Origin of the sequence: Aeromicrobium sp. REDSEA-S38_B2 (assembly GCF_001628525.1) — a bacterium.
Classification (GTDB): Bacteria; Actinomycetota; Actinomycetes; order Propionibacteriales; family Nocardioidaceae; genus Aeromicrobium; species Aeromicrobium erythreum.
Genome location: NZ_LUNH01000085.1, coordinates 1 through 2,621, shown reverse-complemented (window position 1 = coordinate 2,621; position 2,621 = coordinate 1). Strand labels below are relative to the sequence as shown.

Annotated in this window: 1 protein-coding gene, 1 pseudogene and 1 riboswitch; of the genes and pseudogenes, one reads left to right on the top strand and one right to left on the bottom strand. The window is 71.1% G+C overall.

Annotated features, from left to right (window positions below; genetic code table 11):
• Positions 1-243 precede the first annotated feature (243 nt).
• Positions 244-1,239: pseudogene (locus A6Q81_RS14640) on the bottom strand (magnesium chelatase ATPase subunit I); the annotation flags it as partial.
• Positions 1,240-1,261: 22 nt separating this feature from the next.
• Positions 1,262-1,394, bottom strand: a riboswitch (cobalamin riboswitch).
• A gap of 7 nt (positions 1,395-1,401) precedes the next feature.
• Here A6Q81_RS14640 and A6Q81_RS14635 point away from each other — a divergent pair.
• A complete protein-coding gene (locus A6Q81_RS14635; RefSeq protein WP_286690914.1) occupies positions 1,402-2,385 on the top strand; it encodes a metallopeptidase TldD-related protein in 984 nt (327 codons plus the stop codon).
• Positions 2,386-2,621: the final 236 nt, after the last annotated feature.

Genomic DNA, 2,621 nt, shown 5'->3' with positions numbered 1-2,621 from the left:
CACGGGCTCACCGGCGCCCACCGTCGATTCCTGCGCCTGGCCGGATCCCTCAGGGGCGTCGCCCCCGGGCGGCGTGGGCGGGGTGGCGGGTGCCGAGGCGGCCGACCCGCTCTCGGGCGCGCCTCCGGGTCCACCTTCGGGACCCCCACCGTCAGGGCCGCCGTCGTCAGGACCACCGTCGCCGGGCCCGTCCTCGGGTCCGCCCGCGGGCGGCTCGTCGGGTCCGAGGAGGTCGTCGAGCTGCGACTCGTCGAGGCCCGTCTCGTCGAACGGGTTGCGCCGACGCCGGTGCGGCAGCGCGAGACGGGCGGCGGCGCGGACGTCGTCGCGCGTGATCGTGGTGCGGCCGTGCCAGGCGGCGTGGGCGGCGGCGGTGCGGGCGGTGACGATGTCGGCGCGCAGGCCGTCGACCTCGAAGGCCGCGCACAGCTCGGCGATCGACACGAGCGTCGCGTCGTCGAGCTCGACCTCGGCCACCAGCTCCTGCGCCCGGCGGATCCGCGCCGTGAGCGCGGCGTCCTGCTCGGCGAAGCGTGCGGCGAACCCGGCGGGGTCGGCGTCGAACGCGAGCCGGCGGCGCACGACCTCGGCGCGGGCCTGCGGGTCGCGCGGCGCGGCGACCTCGACCGCCAGGCCGAAGCGGTCGAGCAGCTGCGGGCGCAGCTCGCCCTCCTCGGGGTTCATGGTGCCGATCAGCACGAACCGGGCGGCGTGCTCGACGGACACGCCGTCGCGCTCGACCGTCGAGCGGCCCATGGCGGCGGCGTCGAGCAGGAGGTCGACGAGGTGGTCGTGCAGCAGGTTGACCTCGTCGACGTACAGCACGCCGCGGTGCGCGCGGGCGAGCAGACCGGGCTCGTAGCGGGTGACGCCGCTGCCGAGCGCCTGCTCGAGGTCGAGGGAGCCGAGCACGCGGTCCTCGGTGGCTCCGACGGGCAGCTCGACGAGCCGCACCGGCCGCGTCTCGGCCTCCGGGTCGGGACCGAACGGGCCGTCGGGCGAGAGCGGCGCGGGGTCGGCGGGGTCGCTGGAGAACCGGTCGCCCTTCACGACGTCGATGGGCGGCAGCACCGCGGCCAGCGCGCGCACGAGCGTCGACTTGGCCGTGCCCTTCTCCCCGCGCACGAGGACCCCGCCGATCGCGGGCGAGATCGTCGTGAGGACGAGGGCCAGCGCCATGTCGTCGAGCTGGTCGGGCTCGGCGCCGACGACGGCGGTGAAGGGGTAGTGCTGTGGCATGAGGGCTCCCGCTCGATCGCCATGGCTGGTGCGGCGCGAGGCCGGTCTTCGGACTTCCACCCCTAGGTGGTCACCGCAGCGGACCCTGTGCCGGACTTCCACCGGCTTCCCGATTCTCCCCAACCCTCTGGGGCACCTCGCGCCGCGGTCGAGGCCGCCGACGTGCTCCTCGGCGGCGAGCGGCACCTCGCGCTCGTGCCCGCCGACGTCGGCGCGACCCGCGTGCCCTGGCCGTCGCCCTTGCGCGAGGGCCTGCCCACGCTCCTGGAGGAGCACGCTGGACGCCGGGTCGTGGCGCTCGCGTCGGGCGACCCGCTCGTGTCGGGCATCGGCACCACGCTCGTCTCGCTGCTGGGCGCCGACGCCGTGGAGGTGGCCGACGCACCGCCCCTGAAGCCGCCGGACAAAGAGGTCACAGTGGTAACCAACCCCCACTTCAACACTCTGTTGGTCCACGAGGTGGTGGGCCATCCCTCGGAGCTTGACCGGGCGCTGAAGTACGAGACGGGCTACGCGGGCCGCTCCTGGTTCCTGAAGGACCTGAACGAGAACCAACTGGGCAACCAGATCGCCTCGCCCCTGGTCACGGCCTATTCCGACCCCACCATCGAGGGCTACGGCTCATTCAAGTACGACCACGAAGGCACCCCCGCCCGCCGGGCCTACATCCTGAGGGACGGCGTGTTGGAGGAGTTCCTGAACAACCGCCAGACCGCCGCCATTATGGGCATCTCCCCCAACGGGTCGGCCCGCTCCACCGAGGCCCAGTTGGTGCCGTTGATACGCATGACCAACACCATCTTCGGGCCGGGCCAGCAGGACCCCCTGGAGATAATCTCCGAGGTGGAGGACGGCTATTACATCGACGGCCACCGCACACCCTCCATCGCCGAGTCCAGAGAGAATTTCCGCATCACGGCGGTCAAGGTCTATGAGATCAAGAACGGCCAGCTGGGGCAGCTCTACCGTGACGGGGGCATCACCTCGGACAGCCGGGACTACTTCATGTCCATCGACGCCGTGGGCAACGACCTGCGGGTGAACCCCATACCCAACTGCGGCAAGGGACAGCCCATGCAGGCCAAGCGCATGAGCAACGGCGGACCTACTATGCGGGGCGTTGCCAGACTCACGGGACCGGGATAATGAAATCTGCATTTCACGGCACGAAAATGGGGCGCGGCGTAGCCAGACTCACGGGGCCGGGTTAGACCATGGAAGCAGCAATAGTCATAGTTGGCATTGTCGCCCTGGCGGCGACGGGTCTTTCTCTCTTCCTGCTCAACCGGTTGTTCACGTTGCAAAGCAGCCCCGGACAACAGGACAGTGCGTTGGGTCACCAGGTGGGCGAGATTCGCACGGGAATCGACCGCGTGCAAGAG